The organism is Ruegeria sp. C8 (genome assembly GCF_056537565.1).
Window position 1 is genome coordinate 154,185 of the sequence record NZ_JBQFRV010000005.1, and the last position, 22,324, is coordinate 176,508.

General features: G+C 59.0%; 17 protein-coding genes. 8 read left to right on the forward strand and 9 right to left on the reverse strand.

Annotation, left to right across the window (positions count from 1 at the left end; translation table 11 throughout):
- Positions 1 to 69 precede the first annotated feature (69 nt).
- From ACR0KL_RS09000 to ACR0KL_RS09010, 3 genes are all read right to left on the reverse strand, one after another.
- Entirely contained in the window at positions 70 to 2,859 is a 2,790-nt protein-coding gene (locus ACR0KL_RS09000; protein WP_480776898.1) for a bifunctional aconitate hydratase 2/2-methylisocitrate dehydratase, read from the reverse strand.
- Between the two features lie 154 nt (positions 2,860 to 3,013).
- Positions 3,014 to 4,321, reverse strand: coding sequence for an HlyD family type I secretion periplasmic adaptor subunit (locus ACR0KL_RS09005; RefSeq protein ID WP_170678075.1), 1,308 nt, complete (start codon positions 4,319 to 4,321; stop codon positions 3,014 to 3,016).
- Positions 4,318 to 6,060, reverse strand: a complete 1,743-nt coding sequence (locus tag ACR0KL_RS09010) for a type I secretion system permease/ATPase (protein ID WP_170678073.1) — start codon at positions 6,058 to 6,060, stop codon at positions 4,318 to 4,320. The genes ACR0KL_RS09005 and ACR0KL_RS09010 overlap by 4 nt, the downstream gene beginning before the upstream one ends.
- 273 nt (positions 6,061 to 6,333) lie before the next feature.
- Between ACR0KL_RS09010 and ACR0KL_RS09015 the strand changes: the two genes are divergently transcribed.
- The 5 genes from ACR0KL_RS09015 (at position 6,334) to ACR0KL_RS09035 (ending at position 13,309) form a co-directional block, all read left to right on the forward strand.
- Positions 6,334 to 7,914: an ABC transporter substrate-binding protein gene (locus ACR0KL_RS09015; RefSeq protein WP_480776899.1), complete on the forward strand. Its 1,581-nt coding sequence runs from the start codon at positions 6,334 to 6,336 to the stop codon at positions 7,912 to 7,914.
- Positions 7,915 to 8,004: 90 nt separating this feature from the next.
- On the forward strand, positions 8,005 to 9,570 hold the full coding sequence (locus ACR0KL_RS09020) for an ABC transporter substrate-binding protein (protein WP_480776900.1): 1,566 nt from the start codon (positions 8,005 to 8,007) through the stop codon (positions 9,568 to 9,570).
- Positions 9,571 to 9,676: 106 nt separating this feature from the next.
- The gene (locus ACR0KL_RS09025; protein ID WP_170678067.1) at positions 9,677 to 10,654 is read left to right on the forward strand and encodes an ABC transporter permease; all 978 of its coding nucleotides are present in this window, start codon (positions 9,677 to 9,679) and stop codon (positions 10,652 to 10,654) included.
- The gene (locus ACR0KL_RS09030; protein ID WP_170471477.1) at positions 10,651 to 11,601 is read left to right on the forward strand and encodes an ABC transporter permease; all 951 of its coding nucleotides are present in this window, start codon (positions 10,651 to 10,653) and stop codon (positions 11,599 to 11,601) included. Before ACR0KL_RS09025 ends, ACR0KL_RS09030 begins: the two co-directional genes overlap by 4 nt.
- Before the next feature lie 4 nt (positions 11,602 to 11,605).
- A complete protein-coding gene (locus ACR0KL_RS09035; RefSeq protein WP_170678065.1) occupies positions 11,606 to 13,309 on the forward strand; it encodes an ABC transporter ATP-binding protein in 1,704 nt (567 codons plus the stop codon).
- Here ACR0KL_RS09035 and ACR0KL_RS09040 read toward each other — a convergent pair.
- From ACR0KL_RS09040 to ACR0KL_RS09060, 5 genes are all read right to left on the reverse strand, one after another.
- A complete protein-coding gene (locus ACR0KL_RS09040; RefSeq protein WP_170666140.1) occupies positions 13,306 to 14,085 on the reverse strand; it encodes a citryl-CoA lyase in 780 nt (259 codons plus the stop codon). The two genes, ACR0KL_RS09035 and ACR0KL_RS09040, sit on opposite strands and share 4 nt — an antisense overlap.
- On the reverse strand, positions 14,082 to 15,269 hold the full coding sequence (locus tag ACR0KL_RS09045; protein WP_170638181.1) for a CoA transferase: 1,188 nt from the start codon (positions 15,267 to 15,269) through the stop codon (positions 14,082 to 14,084). Before ACR0KL_RS09045 ends, ACR0KL_RS09040 begins: the two co-directional genes overlap by 4 nt.
- Positions 15,259 to 16,770: a tripartite tricarboxylate transporter permease gene (locus ACR0KL_RS09050; RefSeq protein ID WP_170471470.1), complete on the reverse strand. Its 1,512-nt coding sequence runs from the start codon at positions 16,768 to 16,770 to the stop codon at positions 15,259 to 15,261. Before ACR0KL_RS09050 ends, ACR0KL_RS09045 begins: the two co-directional genes overlap by 11 nt.
- A 1-nt stretch (position 16,771) precedes the next feature.
- Positions 16,772 to 17,254 (reverse strand): tripartite tricarboxylate transporter TctB family protein, encoded by a 483-nt coding sequence (locus ACR0KL_RS09055; protein WP_170460001.1) that lies wholly within the window; start codon positions 17,252 to 17,254, stop codon positions 16,772 to 16,774.
- Positions 17,255 to 17,323: 69 nt separating this feature from the next.
- On the reverse strand, positions 17,324 to 18,307 hold the full coding sequence (locus ACR0KL_RS09060; protein ID WP_480776901.1) for a tripartite tricarboxylate transporter substrate binding protein: 984 nt from the start codon (positions 18,305 to 18,307) through the stop codon (positions 17,324 to 17,326).
- 107 nt (positions 18,308 to 18,414) lie between these two features.
- Between ACR0KL_RS09060 and ACR0KL_RS09065 the strand changes: the two genes are divergently transcribed.
- From ACR0KL_RS09065 to ACR0KL_RS09075, 3 genes are read left to right on the forward strand one after another with little or no spacing between them, the layout of a single operon-like run.
- Positions 18,415 to 19,083: a response regulator transcription factor gene (locus tag ACR0KL_RS09065; protein ID WP_170460004.1), complete on the forward strand. Its 669-nt coding sequence runs from the start codon at positions 18,415 to 18,417 to the stop codon at positions 19,081 to 19,083.
- Positions 19,073 to 20,440: a sensor histidine kinase gene (locus ACR0KL_RS09070; protein WP_480776902.1), complete on the forward strand. Its 1,368-nt coding sequence runs from the start codon at positions 19,073 to 19,075 to the stop codon at positions 20,438 to 20,440. The genes ACR0KL_RS09065 and ACR0KL_RS09070 overlap by 11 nt, the downstream gene beginning before the upstream one ends.
- Positions 20,419 to 21,411, forward strand: a complete 993-nt coding sequence (locus ACR0KL_RS09075; protein WP_480776903.1) for an ABC transporter substrate-binding protein — start codon at positions 20,419 to 20,421, stop codon at positions 21,409 to 21,411. The genes ACR0KL_RS09070 and ACR0KL_RS09075 overlap by 22 nt, the downstream gene beginning before the upstream one ends.
- Here the strand turns inward: ACR0KL_RS09075 and ACR0KL_RS09080 are convergent.
- Positions 21,398 to 22,246 (reverse strand): phosphotransferase family protein, encoded by an 849-nt coding sequence (locus ACR0KL_RS09080; RefSeq protein ID WP_480554802.1) that lies wholly within the window; start codon positions 22,244 to 22,246, stop codon positions 21,398 to 21,400. The two genes, ACR0KL_RS09075 and ACR0KL_RS09080, sit on opposite strands and share 14 nt — an antisense overlap.
- Positions 22,247 to 22,324: the final 78 nt, after the last annotated feature.

Sequence of the window (22,324 nt, forward strand, 5' to 3'; positions counted from 1 at the left end):
CACACCCTGAAAACACAAGCGCGCGACCGATGAACGGCCGCGCGCAGGAAAAACGTGTCAAATGCGGCGTTAGAAATGCGCCGATTGAGTGGCCGGGTTTTTCGCAACCGGCGGGGCGAACTTGGTCAGGTCGATCCCTTCAACCGAGGCTTTGTATTCCTCGATCGTCGGCGTCCGACCCAGAATGGCCGACAGGACAACAACCGGGGTCGAGGCCAGCAGCGATTCACCTTTCTTGTCCGGCGCATCTGCCACAACGCGGCCCTGGAACAGGCGGGTCGAGGTGGCCAGAACCGTGTCGCCCTTGGCGGCCTTTTCCTGGTTGCCCATGCACAGGTTACAGCCGGGACGTTCGAGATACAGGATGTTCTCGTACTCGGTCCGCGCCTTTTCCTTCGGGAAAAGGTCGTCGAATTCGAAGCCCGAGTATTTTTCAAGTACTTCCCAGTCGCCTTCTTCCTTCAACTCGTCGATGATGTTGTAGGTCGGAGCTGCGACGACCAGCGGGGCCTGGAACTCGACCTTGCCGGTTTCCTTTTCAAGGTTTTTCAGCATCTGGGCCACGATCTTGATGTCGCCCTTATGCACCATGCACGAGCCGACAAAGCCCAGATCCACATGCTTTTCGGCATTGTAGTACGAGATCGGGCGGATTGTGTCGTGGGTATAGCGTTTCGAGACGTCGGCGTTGTTGACATCCGGGTCGGCGATCATCGGTTCAACGATCTGGTCCAGATCGACGACTACCTCGGCGAAGTATTTCGCGTTGTCATCGGGGCGCAGCGCTGGCTTTTCGCCCGACTTGATTTCGGCAATGCGCGCATCGGCGATTTTGATCAGCTTTTGCAGCATGCCGTTCTCATGCTCCATGCCTTTGTCGATCATGATCTGGATGCGCGACTTGGCCAGTTCCAGCGAACCGATCAAGGTCTCGTCATTCGAAATACAGACCGAAGCCTTAGCCTTCATCTCAGCCGTCCAGTCAGTGAATGTAAAGGCCTGGTCGGCCAGCAGCGTGCCGATGTGAACTTCGATCACACGGCCCTGGAACACGTTGTCGCCATGCTGTTCCAACATCTGTGCTTGGGTGGCATGTACGACATCGCGGAAATCCATATGCTCGGCCATCGTGCCCTTGAAGGTCACCTTGACCGATTCAGGGATCGGCATCGAGGCCTCACCTGTGGCAAGCGCCAAAGCAACAGTGCCCGAGTCGGCCCCGAAGGCCACGCCTTTGGACATACGAGTGTGGCTGTCGCCGCCGATGATGACCGACCAGTCATCCACGGTGATGTCGTTCAACACCTTGTGGATCACGTCGGTCATCGAATGGTAGACGCCCTTCGGGTCACGCCCGGTAACGAGGCCGAAGTCATTCATGAACTTCATCAGGCGGGGGGTGTTGGCTTGCGCCTTCGCATCCCACACGGAGGCCGTGTGACAGCCGGACTGATACGCCCCATCGACGATGGGTGAGACAACAGTTGCCGCCATCGACTCAAGCTCTTGCATGGTCATCAGGCCGGTTGTGTCCTGTGAGCCGACAATGTTGACCTTGACGCGCACGTCCGATCCGGCATGCAGGGTCTTGCCGGGTGTGGTCCCAACGGCGTTCTTGTTGAAGATCTTTTCAACCGCGGTCAGGCCCTGGCCCTCGTGGCTGATTTCTTTCGACGGAGCAAAGACCAGCGGTGCCGCTACACCCAGTGCTTCGGCCGCGAATGTCTGCAGTTTCTTACCGAAAACGATGGCGTAGGAACCGCCTGCCTTCATGAATTCAACTTTTTGCGGCGTGAAGGACGAGTTCACGTCGACTAGCTCTTCCCCGTCTTCGCTCAGCAGTTTGTGGTCTTTGGTGTTGATCTTCAGAACCGTGCCAGTGGCAACCGAGTACTTTTCTTCCAGGATCGGGTTGCCGTCATTGTTCAGGATTGCGTTGCCATCCTCATCCACCTTTTTGACCCAGTTCTTCAGGTCCAGTCCGATGCCGCCGGTTACGCCGACTGTGGTCAGGAAGATCGGCGAAATGCCGTTGGTGCCAGCCACGATGGGAGCGTAGTTGACGAAGGGCACATAGGGGCTGGCTTGTTTGCCGGTCCACAGGGCCACGTTGTTCACACCCGACATACGGGACGATCCCACACCCATGGTGCCTTTTTCAGCGATCAGCATGACGCGCTTGCCGGGATGCTTCAGCTTCAGCGCTTCGATCTCTTGTTGCGCGGTCTCGGAGATAAGGCATTTACCGTGCAATTCGCGGTCCGCGCGCGAGTGTGCCTGATTGCCGGGCGACAGCAGGTCGGTCGAGATGTCACCCTCGGCGGCGACATAAGTGACGACTTCGATCTCTTCGTCGATGTCAGGCAGTTTGGTGAAGAACTCGGCCTTGGCGTAGCTTTCAAGGATGTCTTTCGCGACGGCATTGCCAGCATCGAGCGCAGCTTTCAGCCGGTCGGTATCCGCGTCATACAGGAAGACCTGAGTCTTCAGCACCTCAGCCGCCTTGCCCGCAATCGCTACATCGTCACCCAAAGCCAGATCCAGCAGAACCTTGACCGAGGGGCCGCCTTTCATGTGCGATAGCAGGTCGAACGCGAAATCCTGCGAGATTTCTTCGACATCGGCCTGACCCAGAATGATCTCTTTCAGAAACGCCGCCTTCTCACCCGCGGCGCTGGTTGTGCCGGGCAGGGTGTTGTAGATGAAGAAATGCAGCGAGTCCGCGCGATGTTCGTTCTGAGGGTCGCGGATCTGGTCAATGATCTCTTTTGTCAGGGCACCGTCATCGACGGGTTTGGGGTTCAACCCCTGCTCTTTGCGTGTTTCGATCTCGGCAAGGTAATCAGTATACAGGCTCATGGCTATCCCGACGTATTGGCGTTAGAAGGTGCTTGAGGTCCCGGTCTCAGACATGGGTCTGACGCCCGGATATGCTCTTTGTATGCGGCGGTATACTAAATCGATAGGTATTGCAAGTCGCGACACTGGGACAGGTTGCCCCAGGCGCGATGTGTTACTCCCGGAACGCCCGCGTGAAATAGTCGGTCAGCGGTTTGGTCAGGTAGGACAGCGGAGTGCGCTCGTCTGTTTTGATCATGGCCTCCACCGGCATGCCCGGCAGCAAAGTTTGCCCGTTCAGGCGATCCAGCTGACCGTCATCAGGGACCAGCTCGGCCCGGTAGAAGGTAAAGCCTGTGCCTTCATCGGTGAATGTGTCCGCCGAGACATTGATGACATGGCCATCCAGTTCCGGGGTTTCCCGCTGGTTGAAACTGGGAAAGCGCAGGGCGACCTCTTGCCCACGAAACAGCTGGTCCACATGGATCGCATCGACCTTGGCTGCCACTAGAAGCGGCGTATCCTGAGGCACCACATACATCATCTGTTCAGCCGGTTGGATGACCGACTGCAGGGCGAAAACCTGACTGTCATAAACGGTTCCAGAAACGGGCGCGCGAATATCCAGACGCGAAAGGCGCTCGGTCAGCGAGAGGCGTCGTTCAGCAAGCTCGGCGATGCGCGTCTGTGCGTCACGCAGCGTTGTGATCGCTTCTTCCCGGCGGGCCGCGTTCAGCTCCAATATCTGGATTTCGGTCGAGGCGATCTGCCCTTTGAGCCGGGCGATGGTCGCCTCGAGCCGCCCGATGGCACCGGTCAGGTTGGCCTCTTCCCGTTGCAGGGCAGAAACACGGCTGGCTTGTGTCAGGCCGCGCTCCAGCAGGTTTTCCTGATCCTTCAATTCTTCACTGATTAGCTCAACCTGTGCGCGCGCTGCGGTCAGTTGTGCTTGCGTACCGTCAATCTCGCTTTCGATTTGGGTCTTTTGCCGATTTAACTGTTCGGTTTTCTGCGCCAGAGTTTCTGCGCGGGCGTCAAACAAGCGCTGCTGACCAGCGATGAGGTTGGGACTGATAGATTCCCGATCTTGAACCTCGCGCAGTTTTGCTGCCAACTCCTCGGAGGTGGCGCCATCGCGTTCCGCTTCCAGCCGGGCCTGACGGCTGAGCAGTTCGAACAATTGCGTCTCGACCACAGTCTTTTCCGAAGCCAGAAACGTATCATCCAGACGCAGCAGAAGTTCACCGCTTTCCACCAGATCCCCATCGCGCACAAAAATCTCACCGACGACCCCGCCATCGGGATGCTCTACCACCTGACGGTTGCTTTGCACCTCGATCACGCCTTGTGAGATGATCGCACCGGCCAGTTGGGTTCGAACGCTCCAGATGCCGATGCCCACAACAAGGATGAGCAGCGCAAAAAAGCCCACAGTTGCGGGGAAGGTTATGCGCCAACTGCGGCGCGCAGGAGGGTTGCTCATTTCTCACCCACTTTATTGAGGTGTCGTTTGATCGCACCGGCATTCTGGACCATCGAACCCAGAACCTCGTCCCGGCTGCCTGCTTTGACGATCTGGCCTTTCTCGACCACAATCAGGTCATCACATTCCGAAATCGCTTGCGGGCGGTGCGTCATGATAATCGCGGCCTTGCCACTTTTCTTGAGGCTGCGCACCGCGCGGTTCAGCGCTTCAGTGCCGTCGGCATCCAGGGCCGAGTTCGGTTCGTCCAGGATCAGCAGAACAGGATCACCATATAGCGCCCGGGCAAGCGCGATCCGTTGTTTCTGACCGCCGGACAACTGGCTGTCATTGCCTTCTAGAAAGGTGTCGTAACCCTTCTCCAAAGACATAATCAGCTCATGTGCGTTGGCCTTCTTAGCGGCGGCGACAACGGCGGCGTCATCGGGTTGTTGCGACATCCGGGCGATGTTCTCTGTCACTGTTCCGTTGAACAGCGTGACCTGCTGCGGCAGATAGCCAATGTAGTGGCCCAGATCATCTGCTGCATATTGATCCAATGTCGCGCCACCCAAGCGAATCTCGCCCGCTGCGGGGGTCAACAGACCCAAAAGCGCCTTGGCCAGGGTCGTCTTGCCCGAGCCACTTTTACCGATTACACCCAGCGCCTTGCCGGGTTCCAAGATCAGTGAGGCATTGCGCAGGGTTGGCTTTTGAACGCCGGGCGGAATGACCGTCAGACTTTTCGCGACGAGACGCGCCTCGGGCACGGGCAGCTTGGTCTTGTTCTGCTCGGGCGGAGTTTCATCGAGGAAGGTGCCAAGACGAGACCACGCGGTTCGCGCGTTTTCGATCAGCCCCCATTGTCCCACCACCATTTCCACGGGTGCCAAAGCGCGGCCCAGCAAGATCGAACCTGCGATCATGGCCCCGGCTGTCATCTCGTTGCGCAACACCAGCCAAGCGCCAAGCGCTAGCATCGCGGATTGCAGGAACAGGCGCAGCGATTTGGTCAAAGACGTGAAACTACCGGTCCAGTCGCTGGCCGAGATGCTCTGCGACAAGGCGTTGCTGCGCTGTGATAGCCAGCGCTGTGCAACGTCGCCTTGCATGCCTTGCGACCGTACAACTTCGGCGGCTTGCCGTGCTTGTTCCGCAAAAGCATTGGCCCGGCCTGAGGCAACCTGCGCCTCGGCGACCTTCTGTTTGGTCAAGATCTGGTTGAGCAATGCGATGACGATCAGCAAGGACCCACCAGCAACCGCCAGCCAGCCGAGCAGCGGGTGAAACAGGAAGATCGCGGCCAGGAAAACGGGCGTCCAGGGAATATCCATAACGGCGAGGAATACGGGCGAGGCGCAAAGCGACCGCACGGCCTCCAGATCGCGCAAGGCCGTTGCCGGGGCGGAACGCACCTGTGGATACAGTGCGCGCCGGATGGTTCCGTCAAAAACCCTCTCGTCCAGCGAGGATTGGAACTTGGCCCCGAACCGCGCCACGATCCGGCCGCGCGCATAGTCCAGCATGGCCATCAGGCCGTAGAGCAGCCCAACCAGCAGAAACAGCGCCGTAAGTGTCTCGACCGAGCGCGAACTGAGAACCCGGTCATAGACCTGAAGCATGAACAGCGGCCCGGTCAGCATCAGCAGGTTGACGAAGATGCTGAATAGAAACGCGACACCCAGAAACGATACGCTCTGGTTGCGCACGCTCTGAAGCTCTCGCCTCGGGTTGGGCGGTTTGCGGTTTGTCTGTTTCAAATCAATGTCCCCGACACGATGTCCAGCCTGATGCGGCTACGTTTTTTTTACCGCGAACCGAGTCTCGAAGAAAGAGAAAGGGTATGCAACTCGATCGTCACAGAACCAGCGAAATCCGGCCAAGTGGCTAAAATCTGGCAGGTTCTCGTCGGGTCCAGCAATCCAATTAGGCATTGCAAGTTTCAGAATGATTTGGATTATCAAGGGCACGTTGATCGCGCTTCGTCGATCACCCGCCATCCGTGCGGGTTAAAAAGAATTGGGGAGATTACAATGAAAGTGAAACACTTGCTGGTCGCAGCCAGTGCCATGGCCCTTTTGGCTGGTGCTGCCTCTGCGGAAACGCTGCGCTGGGCACGCGCGGGCGACTCGCTGACGATGGACCCGCATGCGCAGAACGAGGGTCCGACCTCAGCCATGGCGCATCAGATCATGGAAACGCTGGTGATGCGCGACCATTCCGGGGCGCTTGTACCGTCGCTGGCGACCGAATGGGCTCCGTCCGAAGAAAACCCGAATGTCTGGGTGTTCAAGCTGCGTGAAGGCGTGACCTTCCATGACGGTGCCGAGTTCGACAGTGAAGACGTCGTGTTTTCGCTGAACCGCGCGATGACGCCGGATTCCGACTACAAAGAGTTGCTCGCCTCGGTCAAAGAGGTACGCGCGCCGGACAAATACACGGTTGAGATCGAAACCGATGGCCCGAACCCGATCATGCCCAACAACCTGACCAACATGTTCATGATGGACAAAGGCTGGGCCGAGGCGAACAACGCCGTCAAGGTGCAGGACTATGAAGGAGGCGAGGACACATTCGCCGCCAAGAACGCCAACGGTACTGGCCCGTACAAGCTGGTCAGCCGTGAACCCGATGTGAAGACCGTTCTGACCGCGAACGAGAACTACTGGGGCAAGGATGAGTTCCCCCTGGAAGTGACCGAGATCATCTATACCCCGATCCAGAACGCCGCGACCCGAGTTGCTGCATTGCTATCGGGTGAGGTCGACTTCATTCAGGACGTCCCCGTTCAGGATCTGGCCCGCGTTGCGGATACCGATGGTCTGGACGTACGGACTGCGCCTCAGAACCGGGTGATCTTCTTCGGCATGAACATGGGGGATGCCGATCTGGGTTCGGACAATGTGGACGGGAAGAACCCGCTGGCAGACGTACGCGTGCGTCAGGCGATGTCCAAGGCCATTAACCGGGATGCCATCAAGCAGGTCGTTATGCGCGGCCAGTCGGCCCCTGCTGGCATGATTGCACCGCCTTTCGTGAACGGTTGGGATGAGGGCATGGACAGTTCCTCCACGACCGATATCGAAGGCGCCAAGGCGCTGATGGCCGAGGCTGGGTATCCAGATGGGTTCTCGATCACGCTGAACTGCCCCAACGACCGCTATGTCAACGACGAAGCGATCTGTCAGGCTGCCGTTGGCATGCTGGCGCAGATTGGTGTCACGGTGAATCTGGATGCCAAACCCAAGGCGCAGCATTTCCCGCTGCTCTCGAACCTTGAGACCGACTTCTACATGCTGGGCTGGGGCGTTCCGACCTACGACTCCGAGTATATCTTCAACTTCCTGGTTCACACCAAGGGTGAGAAATACGGCTCGTGGAATGCGACCCGCTACAACAACCCAGAGTTGGACGCCAAGATCCAGGGGCTGGCCTCTGAAACGGACCTTCCGAAGCGCGACGCCCAGATCGCCGAGATCTGGCAAGTTGTGCAAGACGATCAGCTGTATATCCCGATCCACCATCAAGTGCTGAACTGGGGTATGAAGTCAAATGTCGGCACAATTGTTGAGCCGGAAGATTCGCCGAAGATCAAATACTTCACCATGAACTAAGGTTCAGGGTGCAAGACAGGGCAGGGCGCGGATCAGCGCCCTGTCTTTTGGTGTTTCACGACTGTTCACCCAAAACAGAGAGGTATCGCCATGACCTTCAAGGCAACGGCCATCGGTTTGGCCTTTTTAGCCGCAAGCGCCGCTCAGGCAGCCGAGTTCAAATGGGCCTCGACCACCGATCCACAGACCATGGACCCGCATGCCGTCAACTCGGCCGCTGTTCTTGGGTTCCTCAACAATGTCTACGAAGGACTGGTCCGCCGCGGCAAGGACATGAGCGTCGAGCCCGCTTTGGCCACTAGTTGGGAACCGATTGGAGACGGCGAAGGCTGGCGGTTCACCCTGCGCGAGGGCGTGACGTTCCACGATGGCAGCACATTCGACGCGCAGGATGTTCTGTTCAGCTATCAACGCGCCTCGGATGAGGTCTCGGATACCCGCAGCTGGTTTGCACCGATCAGCGAGGTAAAAGTGGTCGATGACTATACCGTCGATTTCATGACCACCGCGCCCAACCCGCTTTTCCCGTCGTCCATTGCAAACTGGATGATCGTGGATCAGGGCTGGGCTGAGGCCAATGATGCCGCTCTGCCCGACAAGGAAACCGGGAACTACGCGACACTAAATACCAACGGCACCGGCGCGTTTCAGATCACCGCGCGTGAGCCCGGTCTGCGCACCGTTCTGGAACCTTTTGACGGTTGGTGGGGTGAAGCCGAGCACAACACTACCCGCGCCGAATTTAACCCGATCCAGAACTCTGCCACCGCTGTCGCGGCCTTGCTTTCCGGCGATGTCGATATGATTGAGCCCGTTCCGATTCAGGACGTGGCGCGCCTTCAGGGCAATGATGAGGTCGAGGTCATTCAGGGGATCGAGGCCCGCGTGATCATGCTCGGCTTTGATCATCAGGCTGAGGCTCTGAAATACACTGACGATGCTGGTAAACCCAACCCGTTCCGGGATGCACGTGTGCGTCAGGCAGTGGCGCATGCGGTGAATGTCGACGCCATCCTTGCCACGATCATGCGCGGCAATGCCGAGGCGGCGTCGCAACTCGTAAGCCCGGCGATGAGCGGTTACTCGGCGGCCAATGCAGAGCGCCCCGCCTATGATGTCGAGGCCGCAAAGGCCTTGCTGGCCGAGGCCGGATATGCGGATGGGTTTTCGTTCGGCCTGAAATGCCCCAATGACCGCTATCTGAATGACGAGGCCGTCTGTCAGGCGATTGTCAGCATGCTCGCACAGATCGGCCTAACGGCTGAGCTGGACGCGATGCCGGTGCGCAACTACTGGCCCGAGCTGCGCGAAGACAATTATGACATGTACCTGCTGGGCTGGAGCCCGGGCACGTTCGACGCCGAACACCCCGTGCGTTTTCTGGTCGCGACCCCAAACGAAGAAAAAAAGCTGGGCAGCTGGAATTTCGGCGGCTTCTCGAACGCACGTGTCGATGAACTTCTGCCGCAGATTCAATCCGAACTGGATGAAGGCACGCGTCAGGCCATGTTGGACGAGGTCACCAGCATCATTCAGGATGAACAGGTCTATGTTCCGATGTATGTGCAGCCTCTGGTCTGGGGGACGCGCAGCAATATCGAGTTGACCCAACGGCCGGACAACTTCTTCATCCTACGGTGGGTGACCGTAAACTGACAACGCGGTTCAAGGGGCCGGGTCGTTCTGGTCCCTGTTTCGTTAGCGGTATCTTGACCATTTGGTCAGACGCGGCCTAGACAGGCCGATCAACCGGGGATTCTGAATGTTCGCATATATTGTTCGAAGGATGTTCCAATCCGTGATCGTTTTGCTGGTCGTGGGTCTGGTCGCGTTCTCGATGTTTCGTTTTGTCGGCGATCCGATCGACAACATGCTGGGTCAGGAACGCACACAGGCCGATATCGACCGGCTGAGGACGGAACTGGGCCTCGATCAGCCATTTGTCGTGCAATACGCCAAGTTCCTGCAAGGCGCGGTTCAGGGCAATTTCGGCGTGTCCTACCGTCAGGGCCGTCCGGTCTCGGCCATCATCGCCGAACGTGCGCCCGCGACGCTGGAGCTGGCCTTCGTGTCAGGCTTCCTCGCCATCACCATGGGCATCGCGTTGGGCGTCTTCACCGCGATCCGACGACAAGGGGTTGCGGCGAATATCATCATGACGGTCAGTCTGATCGGGGTCTCTCTGCCCACCTTCCTGATCGGGATATTGCTGATCTACATATTCTCGGTCGAACTTGACCTCTTACCCAGTTTCGGCAGGGGTGAGACGGTCATGATCGGGGGCTGGTCAACCGGGTTTCTGACCACCTCGGGCCTCAAGGCACTGATCCTGCCCGCGATTACGCTGGGCCTGTATCAGATGACCCTGATCATGCGTCTGGTGCGGTCCGAGATGCTTGAGGTCCTGCGCGCCGACTACGTCCGTTTCGCCCGCGCCCGAGGGCTGTCGGACAGGGTGATCAACTTCCGCCACGCGCTGAAAAACACGTTGGTGCCGGTGATTACGATCACAGGTTTGCAACTGGGCTCGATCATCGCCTTCGCCATCATCACCGAGACCGTGTTCCAGTGGCCCGGTGTTGGACTGCTGTTCATCAACGCGATCCAATTCGTCGATATACCCGTCATGGCCGCCTATCTGATGCTGATCTCGGTCATGTTCGTGACGATCAACCTGATCGTCGATCTTCTCTACTATGCCATTGACCCGCGCCTGCGTGTCGACGCGAGGGCCACATGACCGATACGATCGAAACCCCGCAACCCGCCTCCAAATCGCGCTTTGCCAAAGCGTGGGACAGCGATTTCGCATGGTCCTTCCGGCATTCGCCCGTGGCTGTCATCGCCTCGGCCGTTGTGCTGATCCTTGTGTTTTGCGCCATTTTCGCGCCCTTGATCGCGCCTTACAATCCGTTCGACCCGGCCACGTTGAACCTGATGAACGGCTTCACTCCGCCGGGCACACCAAATGCGTTTACGCAGGAGACCTTTCTGCTAGGCACGGACGATCAGGGCCGAGATGTGTTCTCGACCATCCTCTACGGGCTGCGCATTTCCTTGTTCGTGGGGGCTGCCGCCGTATTGTTGGCCCTGATCATCGGAGTCGTTCTGGGGCTGGTCGCGGCCTATTTTGGCGGCTGGGTCGAAACGCTGATCATGCGGATCGCCGACGTTCAACTGACCTTTCCGGCCATTCTGGTCGCCATGCTGATCTTCGGCATTGCCAAGGGCGTGACCCCGCCTGAATATCGCGATGAGATGGCAATCTACGTTTTGATCATCGCCATCGCCTTGTCAGACTGGGTGCAGTTTGCGCGCGTCGTCCGCGGGGCGGCGCTGGTCGAGAAGAACAAGGAATACGTGCAGGCGGCGCGGCTGATCGGTCGCGGTTCGATCCCGATCATGTTCCGTCATATCCTGCCTAATGTCCTCAGCCCGGTTCTAGTCATCGCGACGATCTCGCTGGCGCTGGCCATCATCGCTGAGGCGACGCTGAGCTTCCTTGGTGTCGGCGCGCCTCCGACCCAACCTTCGCTGGGAACGCTGATCCGTATCGGGCAGGGGTTCCTGTTCTCGGGAGAGTGGTGGATTCTGTTCTTCCCTGCCTGCACCCTTCTGGCCCTCGCCCTGTCCGTGAACCTGCTGGGCGACTGGCTGCGCGATGCGCTGAACCCAAAACTACGGTGATTTCATGAGCCTTCTGACCATCCAAGACCTCACCGTCGAATTCCCGACCCGCCGCAAGCTGTTCACTGCGGTGGATCATGCAAACCTGTCCGTCAAGCCGGGTGAAATCCACGGTTTGGTGGGCGAATCTGGTGCAGGCAAATCCACTATCGGTGCGGCTGTCATGGGGCTGCTGGAACGCCCTGGACGGATCGCAAGCGGCCAGATCAAGCTGGGCGGCGAGCAGATCAGCGGCCTTGACGCCGAGGCGATGCGCGGCCTGCGCGGCAAGAAGATCTCAATGATCTTTCAGGACCCGCTGACCTCGCTGAACCCTTTGTTCACGGTCCGAGAGCAGCTGACCGAAACCATTCTGGCCCATCTGGGGTGCACCGACGCAGAGGCCAATCAACGCGCCCGAGATCTGATTGACCGGGTGGGTATCCCGGACCCCGATACGCGCTTGGACCAATATCCGCACCAATTCTCGGGCGGGATGCGCCAACGGGTTGTGATCGCCTTAGCGCTGTGTACCGAACCGGATGTGATCATCGCGGATGAGCCGACCACGGCATTGGATGTCTCGGTTCAGGCGCAGATTCTGGACCTGATCAAGGAATTGGCGCGGGAACGGCAGGTCGGTGTTATTCTGATCACCCATGACATGGGCGTCATTGCCGATACGACCGACCGCGTGACCGTCATGTATGCTGGCAAGGTTGTCGAAACCGGAACAACCGCGCAGGTGATGGGGCAGCCGCAACATGAATACACGCGGTCGCTGATCGCGGCGGTGCCACGGCCGACGCTCAAGCTGCACCGGTTCCCTCAGATCAGCTATGGCGGGCGTGAGACGCGCTTTGCGATCGAGGATATGGCGCGCCATTGGCCGAAAGTGGACAATGACACGTCCAAGCCCGTGTTCGAAATTCGCAACCTGACCAAACGCTTCCTGCAACGGCGCGGTCTTTTGCCTTGGGATCGGACCTATTTCACCGCTGTCGATGATGTGAGCTTTGATATCCGTGCGGGCGAAGTTTTCGGCGTGGTTGGTGAGTCCGGCTCAGGCAAGTCCACTGTGGCGCGGATGATTGCAGGATTGTACCCGATCGATGGCGGCTCGATCACGTTTGACGGGCAGTTGGTAAGCGATCTGGGCGACAAAGCAGTGCAGGACGCATACCGCAAGAACATCCAGATGATCTTTCAGGATCCCTATTCCTCGCTAAACCCCAGAATGCGCGTGGACGAGATCGTGGCAGAACCGATCCGCCATCACCGACTCATGAGCGGTTCAGATGTCAAGCGTCGGGTGGATGAGTTGTTGGATCAGGTTGGGCTGGGTTCGGAAGCGGGCCTGAAATACCCGCATGAGTTCTCGGGCGGGCAGCGTCAGCGTATCTCCATCGCGCGCGCCTTGGCGACGCAGCCTCGGTTCCTGATCTGCGATGAGCCGACCAGTGCGCTAGACGTCTCGATCCAGGCGCAGATCCTGAACATCCTGAAGGACCTGCAAGAGCATCTGGGCCTGACGATGCTGTTCATCAGCCACGATCTGCCGGTCGTGCGGCAGATGTGCGACCGCGTTGCCGTGATGAAGGCAGGGCAGATGGTCGAGATCCAAGAGACCGATGCCCTGTTCGCCAACCCGCAGACGGACTACGCCAAGGAACTATTGCACTTAATGCCGCGACTTGATGATCTGTCGACCGAAGGACTGGGCGTTTAGGTCTTGGTTTTGGGGTCCACATAAGTCCAGCGATAAGCGGGCGGGGTTGGTCCCTTGTTGCGGCCACCTTGCTCCATCTGCTCCCATGCGTGAGTCAGGATGCCGACAGAACGGGACAAGCAAAACAACCCGCGCGCCAAGGGTGGGGCAAAGCCTAATTCGGCATAGATCACGGCCGTCGCGCCATCGATATTCATGGGGACGGGTTTGCCTTTGCGATGGGCCAGCTCGTCTTCAATCGCCTGCCCGATCCGCATGAAATCACCGCTGCATGCCCCTTGATCGACGGCTTCGGCGACCAGCGCCATCAGGCGCGGGGCGCGCGGATCGGTCGGGGTGTGAAAGCGATGGCCAAAGCCCGGCAGGATCTTTCCGTGAGTGGTGATCCAGTCGTCCAACGCTTGCCCCAAATCGCCCGAATGCCCTGCAACAAAGTGATAGAGCTGCACCGCCTGCTCTCCGGCCCCGCCATGCACATCGCCCAGCATGTTGACCGCGCTGGCCATCGCGTTGTTCAGGGGCAGTCCGCAGGTCACGGCCATTCTGGCGGCAGCGATTGAGGGCGCTTGCGGGCCATGATCAACGGCCGCGACCAAAGCCGCTTCGAACAAACGGGCTTTGGCTTCGGTCGGTTTCTCGCTACGCAGCATGAACCAGATCATTTCGGCGAAACCCAGATTGCCGATCAAATCCTGGATTGGCTCTCCGCGCAGGTGTATCCGGCCAGGCTCCATGTCGATGATCGAGGTTTGCCACCAATCGGATACATCGCTCATATGATGCCCTCCTTTTTCAAGGCGTCGATCTCATCCTGCGACAGCCCGAGTTCAGACCAGATTGCGGAATTGTCTGCGCCCAATTCCGGCGGTGCAGTCCCAGGATGTTTGCGCGAGCCGTCCATGACAATAGGGCTGCCAGCGAGCTGTAGGTCTTCACCGTGAATGTCCAGCGTACCGATCAAACCCCGCCCAGATAATTGCGGGTCGTCGAGCGCATCGGAGACGGTTAGAACCTGCCCGGTGGGCACTCCAATATCATTCAACTCTCGAACCCATTCCTTTGCCGGTCGCGTGGTCAGCGTGTGCTCCAATTCCGCGCGCAAGGCGTGACGGTTGGTCTTGCGATCCTCTCGTGTTGTGTAGGCTGGATCGTCCAGCAGGTCGTCCCGGCCCAGATGCTGAGCAAGCGCCTGCCATTGTTCATCGCGGTTGGCGGCAATGTTGATCGGACTGTCTGCAGTAGCAAAGGTGCCCGAGGGGGCCGAGGTTGTGTTTTCGTTCCCATGCGCGGCAGGCGTAACGCCACCGATCAGGTGGTTCGAGACGACCCAACCCATCGTAGAAATCACCGCCTCGGTCATAGCAACATCCAGAAACGCGCCACGTGGGGTCGCGTTCAGGGCGGATGAGATGGCGAATGCTGCGGTCAGGCCACCGACCGTATCCGCCAGTGGGTAGCCAACGCGGTAGGGCGCCGTATCTGGCGCGCCGGTGATCGACATGACACCGCTGACCCCTTGAACGATCTGGTCATAAGCGGGATCATCGCGGCGGGGTCCGTTCTGCCCAAAGCCACTGATCGCGCAGTAGATTAGTCGCGGGTTTTCAGCTTTCAGGGTTTCATAGCCCAGACCCAATCGATCCATAACGCCGGGCCTGAAATTCTCGACCAATACATCCGCCGAGTGAACCAGACGTTTCAGCAGCGCCTTGCCCCGGTCGGATTTCATGTCCAGCGTGACGGATTTCTTCGCGGCATTCTGCGCCAGAAAACTGATCCCCATGCCCGCCTTATTGCGCTCAGGATCGGCGCCCAACACCCGGGCAAGATCGCCCGAGCCGGGGCGTTCGACCTTGATCACCTCGGCGCCCATCAATGCGAGCTGGTAGCAGCAATAGGGGCCGGCAAGCACGTTCGTCAGATCTAGAACGCGGATGCCGGCCAGAGGGTCAGTCCCCATCCGCAATCCCCGCGGCCCGTGCCCGCGCACGGCGAGCGCGGTAGCTTGGCAGCAGAACCAGAAGGACGGCGATCACCAGCAGGCCTAGGGTCATCGGGCGTTCCCAGATGAAAGCGATACCGTCATAGAGCTGCATCGAGCGGGCAAAGTTGTCCTCCATCATTCCTCCAAGGATGAACCCGATCAGAAGCGGGGCGAGGGGGTAGTCCGCGAATTTCAATGCGGTGGCGCAGATGCCGAAACCGACGAGGAGCAGTAGCTCGGTCGCGTTGTTCTGGCCGATATAGGCGCCCATCAGGGTGAAGAACAGGATGAACGGGATCAAGAAGTTGCGCGGTACGGCCAGCACTTTGGCGATGTAGGGGATCAGCGGCAGGTTCAGGATCAGCAGCACCAGGTTGCCGATGAACATCGACATGATGACGGCCCAGAAAATCTGCGGCTCATCCACCATCAGGCGCGGGCCGGGTGTCACGTTCAGCGCGATCAGAGCACCCAGCAGGATGGCCGTTGTGCCCGACCCCGGGATGCCCAGCGTTAGCAGGGGCACGAATGACCCGGTACAGGCCGCGTTGTTGGCAGATTCCGGTGCGGCCAGACCTTTGATCGAGCCTTTGCCAAACTCTTCCTGTTCCTGCTTCGGTGCAATATTGCGTTCGACCGCGTAGCCAAGGAAGCTGGCAATTGTCGCCCCCGCACCCGGTAGGACGCCGATGAAGAAACCTTGCACGGATTGGCGACCGATCACGGGCGCGATGGCTTTCGCTTCGTCCTTGGTGATGCGGAGGTCCTTGATTTCTCCGTCGTCGCCTTTCAGGTCTTTGGGTTTCAAGACGAGAAACAGCGCCTCGGGCAGGGCGAACATCGCCATAGCCAGCGTAATGAAGCCAAAGCCGGACTGAAGGTCCATGATCCCCATGGTGAAGCGCGGCAGGTTGAACAAAGCGCCTTCGCCGACGGTTGCCATGATCAGGCCGAGGATTGTCATGATCATGGCTTTGGCGACCTGACCTGACCCCGCAAAGGCCGCGATAGCGGATAGGCCCACGACCATAAGGGCGAAGTACTCGGCCGAGTGGAACAGCAGCGCGACCGAAGAAAGCGCGGGTGCGAACACCATCAATAGAATGGCGCCCAATGTGCCACCCGCGAAACTGGCGATGGCCGCGATGGTCAGCGCCTTACCTGCCTTGCCTTGCCGCGCCATCGGGTAGCCATCGAAACTTGAGGCCACGGTGCCCGCAACCCCCGGTGCGTTCAGCAGGATTGAGGAGGTCGAGCCGCCGAAAATCGCGCCGTAGTAGACGCCTGCCAGCAGGATCAACGCCGCCGACGGATCGCCCATCGAAATTGCGACCGGGATCATGATAGCGATGATCGACATCGGGCCGAGGCCCGGCAACATGCCAATGAAAGTGCCGATCAGGCAGCCGGCGATGACCATCAGCAGGTTTTGGATTGAGAATGCCGTTTGCAGGCCGATCAGAAGTCCTTCAAGCATGTCAGCCTCCGAAAATGCCCGGCAGGGGGCGCATGTAGATGCCCAGCACTTCCTGAACCAGATACCAGACCGCGCCGGTGGCGATGAAGGCGACCGGCAGCATGATGTGCCACTTGCGCTCGCCCAGGATGAAGGAGCCGAGGATCAGGAAGGCAGAAGTTGAGATCAGAAAGCCGACGGGACGAAGGCACAGGGCGTAGATCACCATTAGGGCCAGCAGCATCAAAGCTTGATCAAGGTGGTAGTCGCCCAGACGGCGGTAGTCGATATCCGCCGCTTTCGGTTCGGACTTTTCGAAGCCCAGCAGGATGATCGTGCAGGCAATGATGCCCAGAACAGATAGCACTTTAGGGAAGGTGCTTGGCCAAATGGGGTTGCGTTGCATGAAGGGGGGCAGGCTGCCATCCATCGTAAACCAGGCGGCGTAGCCATAGGCCAGACAGACCCCAAGCAAAACAAGCGCGATCCAGCGATCCAGCGCCATGACATCCCCTCCCTCGTGTTTTTTGTTGATTGTGGCAGAGCGGGCGGGCCGCTCTGCCGTGAGTGGTGCTTAGAGGAAGCCCAGTTTTTTCATCAGATCGCTGATCTGCTGCTCTTGCTGCTCGAGGAAAGTCGAGAAATCGTCGCCCGAGTTGTGGATGTTCACCCAACCATTGCGCGCGCGCACTTCTTCCCACTCGGGGGTGTCATACATCTTGGCGATGGCGTCTTGGTAGGCGGCCAGCTTGTCTTCGGGCAGGCCGGGCGCTGCGAAGAAACCGCGCCAGTTGACGAAGATGGTGTCGATGCCCTGTTCCTTCATGGTCTGTGCGTCGGGCGCTGCGTCTACACGCTCATCCGCAGTCACACCGATGATTTTCACCTCGCCTGCATTGGCCAGATCAACCGCTTCCGAGAAGCCGGTGGACAGCGCTGCGATCTCACCCGACAGCAAGGCTGCCATGGCTTTGCCGCCTGCATCATAAGGAATGTACTTGACGCCAAGCGCGTCCTTGCCTGCTGCTTCCATCACCATGGCCGCGACCAGATGGTCCATTCCGCCCGGAACCGAGCCACCGCCGATAGCTGTTGCACCCGGGTCCGCGTCATAGGCGGCCAGCAGGTCCGCCATCGAATTGATCGGGCTGTCCTTACCGACAACAATGGCCGCGTAGTCGCCGATTGTGCCCGAGACCAGCGTCAGGTCGCGGAAGTTGTGCGGGAAAACACCCGTCAGTGAGCGGATCACGATGGGTGTCGAGTTCACCATCAGCGTACCGTGGTTGCTGTCGGCGTTTTCGATCAGGTAACCGATGGCTTTACCACCGCCGCCGCCCGACATGTTCTCGTAGGACGCGGTACCGACAAGCCCCGCTTTGGTCAGCGCCTCGCCCGTTCCGCGGGCCGTACCGTCCCAGCCGCCGCCTGCGCCGCCGGGGATCAGGAAGTGGATGCTGTCCACGACCTGGTGGCCGTCAGCCAAAACAGGTCCCGCAAGACCAACAGCGGCCACAGCCGCGATCAGGGCGCGACGGCCCAGTTTGAAAGTTGTCATGATGTCCTCCCATTTGACAACTGGCCGCTTGGCGGCACAGATTGTGGTCAAGAAAACACATCAACCTGACATCAACCTGTCATGCGCGAAAATACTGCGAACGCCTCATGAAATTCCTGCTGGTCGAAGACAATATGGACCTCGCGAACGCTATCGGTTCGCGGATGCGACTGGACGGCCATGTCGTTGATCATGCTGCAACTTTGGACGATGCGACCGCGTTTGTCGAGGCTGAGGAATATGACCTGATCCTGTTGGACATCATGCTGCCCGATGGGGATGGGCGCGATTTCCTCAAACGCCACCGTGCAAGTCATCTGGACACACCTGTCATCGTTTTGACCGCGCGCAGCCAGGTCTCGGATCGAATCGGGTCGCTGGATCTGGGGGCCGACGACTACGTCACCAAACCCTTCGATCACGCAGAGCTTGAGGCCCGCTGCCGCGCCGTTTTGCGCCGTAAATCAGGGATCGCCAAATCGACGATCGAGATCGGCGGTATCGTCTTCGACCCGGTGGCCGGTCATCTGATTGTCGGCGGTGAAACCCTGTCGCTGCGTAACCGGGAACTGCGCCTGTTGGAGTTCTTCATCAACGCGCCCGGTCAGGTGTTTTCGAAACAAAAGCTGGCGGACAGGCTATTTTCCTACGACGACGATGTCTCGGACAATGCTATCGAGGTCTATGTCGCTCGCCTGCGCAAACATCTGGAGCGATCGGAGCTGAAGATTACCACGTTGCGTGGCTTGGGCTACAGGCTGGATCATGTCAGCTAGCCCCGCGGTTTCAGGATCCCTGCGCAACCGTCTGGTGCTGACCTTGATTGGGGGCGCGGCCATTCTGGCGTTGCTTTTGTTCTTTACGGTGCGCAGTTATGCCGCTCGCGTCGCGCAGCAAGGGCAGGACAATATCCTTGGTGCCTCCGTCACCTCGATCCTCGATGCCGTCGCTCTGCGGGACGGAGAGCTTGAGGTCGACATCCCCTACGCCGCCTTCTCGATGCTAAGTACGCCGTCGGATGATCGGGTGTTTTACGCCATCTTTCAGGACGGAGAACTGTTGTCCGGCTACGACGATCTTTCAGCCACGAATGGAACGCCCAATGGCGAATGGACTTTTCAATCGGGCGAGGTGCGCGGAGAGACCATTCGCCAGGTCAGCGCCAGTCGCACTCTCGTGGGTTTGGGAACCCGGACCGAAGTCGAAGTAGCCCTTGGTCAAACGCAAGACGCATTGGCCGAAACCCTCAGGCAGATTTCACGAAACGCGGCGTATCTGGGGATCGGCTTCTTCGCGCTGGTCGCCGGGTTATCGTTCTGGGCAACGTCAGCCACAATCGGACAGTTAAACAAGCTGACGACGTCGGTGACTCGCCGTGGCCCTCAGGACCTCAGCCCGTTCAGAAAGCCGGTGCCACGGGAAATGGCCCCGCTTGTGTCGTCGTTGAACTCTTTGATGGGGCGTTTGGATCAGTCGCTCAGCCAGTCCGAGGATTTTATAGCCGAGGCGGCGCACCGGGTTCGGACGCCATTGGCAACGGTTCGGTCCTATGCGGACGCGACGTTGCAACGCGTTGAAAAGGAAGAAAATCGAGAGGCTTTGCGCTCGATGGTACGGGCGATTGACGAAAGTTCTCGGGCGGCGGGGCAATTGCTGGATCACGCGATGATCACCTTTCGCGCCGATCATCTGGAGCGGGAAGAGATTGATCTAGTCGCTCTCGTCCGCGATCTGGTTCAACGCCTCACGCCCATTGCCGAGATGAAGGACCTTTCCCTGACCTTGGTCGGGGACCCTGTTGTGACCTATTCGGGCGATCCGATCCTGATCCAGAATGCGGTGCGCAACATGGTCGACAACGCGTTAAAATATGCCCCTGCCGAAAGCGTAGTCGAGATCGAGGTCTCGCAAGGGGCGCAAGCTCAGATAAGCGTACGTGATCAGGGGCCGGGCTTTCCACCAAGTGAAATTGACACGCTCACCCGGCGGTTCGAGCGCGGTAAGAATGCGGCCGGGACCATTGGCTCGGGGCTTGGCCTGACCATCGTTCAGGATGTCGCAAAGGCCCATGGCGGCGATCTGATCCTGACCAACCGAATAGGCACAGGCGCATGCGTTACCTTATTGCTTTGATCGTCACACTTCTGGCCTCGGCCTGCATGGCAGAGGAGTGGGAAGACCAGCGGGTGTTCAACGCTGCCGCTGATGGTCCGCGTTTGCGCATCATCTCCAGCACCGACACCGCGCTTTTCGCGCCGTTGATCGAGGGGTTCCTGACGCAAAATCCAGATGTCTCCGTCGAGTATCTAGTGACGGGAACCGCCGATCTGAATGCGCGTATGCGGGCAGCGCCTGAGGCGTTTGACATTGTCATTTCCAGCGCGATGGATTTACAGCTGAAACTTGCCAATGATGGGTTCGCAATGCCGCTGGAGAATATGCCCGGTTCGGACTGGGCCCAGTGGCATGACAGCCTTTTCGCCTTTACGCAGGAACCTGCGGCTATCGTCATCAACCGTGCGGCCTTCGCTGGGTATCCCGTTCCGCAAACCCGGCAGGAACTTATCGAGGCCCTGCGCGCGCGCCCCGAAGCCTTTCGTGGAAAGGTCGGCACCTATGATATCCGGCAATCTGGCTTGGGTTATTTGTTCGCTACGCAAGATGCTCGCGCGTCTGAGACCTTTTGGCGTCTGATGGAGGTCATGGGCGGGCTGGACTTGCGTCTGTATTGCTGCTCGGGCGACATGATTGACGATCTGACAAGCGGTTCAATCGCGGTCGCATATAACGTGCTTGGCAGCTACGCAACGGCGCGGGTTGAAGGCAAAGAAGCGCTCGAGGTCATTCTGCCCAGCGATTTTCAGACCACCATGATGCGAACGGCAATGGTGGTGAAAAACACGCAATATCCTGCCGCCGCCGAGGCGTTTGTCCGCCACCTGATCGTTGCAGGGCCTGAGCTGGCACCTTTACCCTTGCTCACGTCACAGCAGGAGCAAGAGGCCGCAGTTATCACGCTGGAGCCCGCTTTGTTGACCTATCTCGACACGCTCAAACGCAAGAAATTCCTGACGGCCTGGGAAGATGCCGTCATTCAGAAATAGCGTGGCCCTCAAGCGCCTTTAGCTCAAGCTGCAGGCCCTTTTCATAGTCTGTTGATCCGTTCTCAAACCGCCACAGGCAATAGGCTGCCATTCGCCACGCATACCACGGACGCAATGCTTCGTAGCGGGCAGCTGTTTCGTGCTCGCCATACGCGGTTAGGAACTGCGCGTGCTCATCTGGGTTCAGTGGTGCGCCGCGATACAGATGCTGCATGGCAGGCGATAGGAACAGGGCCAGATCCTCGCAGGGATCGCCAATTGCCGGGCATTGCCAGTCGATCAGGGTCAGGTTGGAACCGTCCACCAGAATGTTCCCGGCCACAGGGTCGCCGTGGATAAGACACGTTCTTTTTGTTGGCGGCACAGGGTCCTCGGGCCGCATCGCGGTGACGCGATCTTTAAAGCCAGAGGAACACAACGCCAAAAGCTCGGCCCCGTGGCGAGCCAGATCAGCGCTGCCGTTCCGTCCTGTAGGCAGCGGCAAGTCGACCGTAGCGCCATGCAATCTGCGCAGCAAAGAGGCGACCTGAGCCGTGTCACTTTCCCACGGGCGACCCGGCGCGTGATCGTACAGAACCCAGGCGTCGCCCTGATGTTGCCCCGTTGCCCGCAACCGGGGTACGAACCCGTCCTGCTCAAACGCGCGCAGGCACAGCGCTTCGAGGTGGGCATCATTGCGGAACAAGGGGTTGCGCAGTTTGGTTCGGTAAAGCTTCAATACCGTGTCGCCACTCTCCCCCAGAACCTTCCACACCATATTGGTCCGACCCCCAAACAGGGGTTCGAACTGCACGGACCCCGTGATCAGCCCGCGCGAGCGCAGCTGGTCAATCAAGTCTGGTAGAGGCGCGTTGGCATGGGGCAGAGGACGTACCGCTCAGCAAGGGAATCGTGATTTGCCAAGGTTTGGACT